Source organism: Frankia sp. CcMO1, from assembly GCF_977945845.1.
Genome location: NZ_CDWTMG010000345.1, coordinates 1 through 3,771, shown reverse-complemented (window position 1 = coordinate 3,771; position 3,771 = coordinate 1). Strand labels below are relative to the sequence as shown.

Here is a 3,771-nt window from a genome sequence, read left to right as displayed (position 1 = left end):
CAGCGTCGGAGCAGGCCGCAGCGGTACCGGCTGGAACATGCCCCCCGCTGCCAGCGGGTGAGCGCCGAGGCCCAACGGTAGATACGCCGTGCCGGAGCGGCGGCCGACTTCCAGGCAGGGGTACGGGTAGGCGATGAACGGGTCGCCCAGGTACAGCGTCTCCAGGTCGACGAGGCCGCCCAGCCGGGCGACGTTGAGCGGCTGCCCGTCGTAGGAGTCGTAGCCGAACCGGGGATGGCTGAGGTCGACGTTGTCAACAGCGACGATCCCGGCCTGGACCGCGGCCAACTCGTCGGCCAGTGGCCAGCGGTCGTACCAGTGGGCATCGAGGTAGACCAGCGGCCGATCGAACCGGCCGGTGAGCGACGCCAGCACAGCCGCGGAGTCGCCGGTCACCACGGTGGTGTTCGGCCGGTCGCGTAGCCGGGTGCGGGCGAATGCGGCGTGCTCCTCGACGACGTCGCAGGTGATGATCGGCAGAGTGGGGTAGAGCCGGGCGAGGTAGTCGGTGGTGTCGCCGAGGAAGCAGCCAGTCTTGATGATGCCGTCACATCCATAGGCGTCGATCAGGTAGTCGACCTGCAGCGCGGTGGTGATGTCGAAGCCGAACGGTCCCCCGCCGTCGGAGAGGCGAGCGCAGCCGGCGCGAAGGGTGGTGTAGAAGGTGTCCAGGAGGCCGATCGACGGCTGGTACATGGCAGCCTTTCACACGCTGTGAGTGTGGCGCAGCCAGCGAGGGGACTCGAACCCCTAACCGCTCGATTACAAGACGAATCACCGCGTATCGGAGCATGCCGGAACGTGCCGCCCCGTGCCGCAAAATCCGAGGTCAGGGCGATTTCCGTGCCGGAACGTGCCGGCCGATGCCGCGCCGTGCCGGAGCATCCGCGCACACAATGCGCACACAGGCCGCCCGGGTGCGGCGCACGACACACCGACATGGCAGACATACATAACTTTCTGGGCACAGAGACGCTCCGACTACGGTACGTAGTTGATTGCGGTCTAGTGTGGGACCTGCGCGGAGACTGCGGGCCGGATCGGGGGTAGCAGTACTCAGCGGAGCGGGAGTCGACGGACCCGTACGTGGGTGGTGCTGAGCGATATGACGACGCCCTGTTCGAGGTCGGCTTCCAGCGCAGGCAGATTGGCCAGCAGCAGGGCGGCTTGCGCGTCGGGCTTGAGCTGGTCGCCGGACCGGAGCAGGACCAGCGAGGGAGCGATGCCCCGGCTGAGTGCGAGCAGAGTCGTGAAGTCGCTGTCGGCGGAGATGATCGAACGTCTCTCGGTGACGGCGAACGCGCTGACCTCGGTATCCGGGGAACCGCCAAGCCCGTGCTCGAGGACGTGCGTTGCGTCCATGCCCTTGTTGCGCAGCAGTTCGGCAACCCGCGGTGAGAGGTTCTCGTCGACGAGAAACCTCATGCGGCGATGAACGGACGCTCTTGCGGCATTGTCTCCGCGGCAAACGCGAGAGCAGCGAGCACGTCGTCGCGGGTGAGCGACGGATAGTCGGCGAGCAGTTCCTCGACCGTCGAGCCGGCCGCGAGCTGACCCAGCACCGCGGACACGGTGATCCGGGTACCACGAATCGCCGGCGCACCCGCCATGATCGCGGGATCGGCGGTGATGCGGCTGACGACGGCCATGGCCAGGAGTCTACCGTCGGAGGCGTGTGGCATCGGCGGAGTCCGGCATCGCGGATCCTGATCAGTCATGGCTGAGTGACGGGTCGAGGCCGTGCCTGTCCACCGGTTCCGGCGTCGGAGTTCGCGGGGTTCCGGTTCCCACCCGAGGTGATCGTCCTTACGGTGCGGTGGTACCTGCGGTTCGCCCTGTCGTACCGGGACGTCGAGGAACTGCTCGTCGAACGCGGTCTCGCGGTCGATCACGTCACGATCTACCGGTGGGTGCAGCGCTTCACGCCCTTGCTGGCCGAGGCGGCCCGGCCGTGTCGACACCGACCCGGGAACAGGTGGTTTATCGACGAGACCTACGTCAAGGTCGCCGGCCGGTGGACCTACGTGTACCGGGCGGTTGACCAGCATGGCCAGGTCATCGATGTCCTGGCCAGCACCCGCCGTGACCAGGCCGCTGCCCGGCGCTTCTTCGTTCGGGCGCTGGCCCAAGGTCGCCGGCCAGTCGAGGTCACCACCGACAAGGCGTCTGTCTACCCGCGGCTCCTCGATGAGCTGCTTCCCGAGGCCTGCCACATCGACGCCGCCCGGGAGAACAACCGGATCGAGGCCGATCATGGCCGGTTGAAAGCACGGCTCCGGCCGATGCGCGGACTGAAACGGCTGCGTTCGGTCCAAACTGTCAGTGCCGGGCACGCCTTGGTGCAGAACATCCGCCGCGGCTACTACGAACTCGGGATCGACAGCAGCCCGCACCTGCGGCTGGCAGCCGCGTTCACCGAACTCGCCGCAGCAGTCTGATCAGCAGACGCTCCGGTCGCTGGCATGTCCAGCTTCCCCGCAATGCAACAGCGCCCATGGGACCGGCCGATGGTGACGGAATGTAACCGCTTTGGGAGGTGGCATTGCGACCGCGGATCCCGACTCAGGAGCCCGAAGACGACACTCCGTCGATGATCGTTCTGAGCGCGACCCTGCCGAATGCGCACACAATGCGTACACAAACCCATTTCGATCTTGAATAGATGATCTCCGATTTCGCGAAACCGCAGGTCAGAGACCATCTGTCTGGAGCCGGCGAGGGGACTCGAACCCCTAACCGCTCGATTACAAGTCGAGTGCGCTACCAATTGCGCCACGCCGGCGGATGATCTCACGATACCCGACCGCCGCACTGAGACGCTGAGGCCATCGGCCGGTTCGCCGCCGGCCGCGGTTCGCGGGCGCCGCCGGCTCGGCAAGATCAAAAGGGTGCCCGTGGCGTGCTCCCGCCGGTTGCCCGGCTCGAACGCGGCGAGCACCTACAGCCGGTAGACGTGTCGGGACCCGCTCCTCGGCCGTGAAGCGGGCGAGGAGCTCCCGCTCGGCCCGCTCGGGCCCGGTCAGCCCGGTCAGTGCCGCCATCGGGGTACCCCGACCGGCACCGATACCGCCGTCCACATTCTTGCCACCGAAAAATGTGGTGCCGGAACTGGTGAACAAATTTTGTCACAGCGGTTGTCGGGCAGTTCGTGGCGGTACGGTCGATCACGAGGCTAGGCGTGCGGGAACGCCGTAAAGTGTCGTCTCTCGTGAATCGTCTCTAGAATTATCGGACGATGATCCACACCAAAGAGCCCCACCAAAGGGGACGTAATGAAGTAACAAATACGTGATCGAGAGCATCATCGCAGGTCACAGGCCTGTGGAGGGTTCGAAACGCGCAAGTTATTTCATTTCGACTCCAAAGAGTAATTGACGTTGCTTGCCCGCGAGATAGGTTGTCCAAAATAACGAAGGGCCAACCATGCTGATCGTTGCGTTGACAGGCGTCGCACGTCTGTGTGCCCGCCATCGCTGGATCGCGGTCGGCATGTGGGCGGTGCTCCTCCTGCCTGCGGTGTTCTTCGTGATCGCAGGTCACGCGCAATATAGCCACGATGTGTCGGTTCCCGGTTCCGAGTCGCAGCGGGCAATGAATCTGGCGCGCAAGGTGATTCCAGGCGGCGTCCTGCCGGACACCGAACAGATCGTGCTGCACGCCAGGCGCGGCACGCTGGCGGACCCGCTGGTGCACCAGCAGGTCGAGGAGTTGCTCGCCGACGTCGGGAAGCTGCCGGGGGTACTCACCGTCGCCGACCCGTTCGGACCACTA

4 protein-coding genes, 1 tRNA gene and 1 pseudogene are annotated in these 3,771 nt (G+C 65.6%); 2 read left to right on the top strand and 4 right to left on the bottom strand.

The genetic code is table 11. The features are described from left to right. The 3 genes from AC08OU_RS23510 to AC08OU_RS23500 form a co-directional block, all read right to left on the bottom strand. Window positions 1-696, bottom strand: a 696-nt coding sequence (locus AC08OU_RS23510; RefSeq protein WP_476605833.1) for an O-methyltransferase, incomplete at its 3' end; no start/stop codon positions are given. Window positions 697-1,056: 360 nt separating this feature from the next. Next, on the bottom strand, window positions 1,057-1,425 hold the full coding sequence (locus AC08OU_RS23505; protein WP_476601723.1) for a DUF5615 family PIN-like protein: 369 nt from the start codon (window positions 1,423-1,425) through the stop codon (window positions 1,057-1,059). Continuing rightward, window positions 1,422-1,649, bottom strand: a complete 228-nt coding sequence (locus AC08OU_RS23500) for a DUF433 domain-containing protein (protein WP_035953249.1) — start codon at window positions 1,647-1,649, stop codon at window positions 1,422-1,424. The genes AC08OU_RS23505 and AC08OU_RS23500 overlap by 4 nt, the downstream gene beginning before the upstream one ends. 75 nt (window positions 1,650-1,724) lie before the next feature. On the opposite strand from AC08OU_RS23500, the gene AC08OU_RS23495 reads away from it, so the two are divergent. After that, complete coding sequence (locus AC08OU_RS23495) at window positions 1,725-2,438, top strand: IS6 family transposase (protein ID WP_462188313.1); 714 nt, start codon at window positions 1,725-1,727, stop codon at window positions 2,436-2,438. A gap of 268 nt (window positions 2,439-2,706) precedes the next feature. Here the strand turns inward: AC08OU_RS23495 and AC08OU_RS23490 are convergent. Then, a tRNA-Thr gene (locus AC08OU_RS23490) sits at window positions 2,707-2,782 on the bottom strand. A 641-nt stretch (window positions 2,783-3,423) separates the two neighbouring features. Between AC08OU_RS23490 and AC08OU_RS23485 the strand changes: the two are divergent. Then, window positions 3,424-3,771, top strand: a pseudogene (locus AC08OU_RS23485) (MMPL family transporter); the annotation flags it as partial.

Bases quoted from the DNA above. Each gene is read 5' to 3' on its own strand.
- AC08OU_RS23505 (WP_476601723.1), bottom strand. From the start codon at position 1,425: ATGAGGTTTCTCGTCGACGAGAACCTCTCACCGCGGGTTGCCGAACTG.
- AC08OU_RS23500 (WP_035953249.1), bottom strand. From the start codon at position 1,649: ATGGCCGTCGTCAGCCGCATCACCGCCGATCCCGCGATCATGGCGGGT.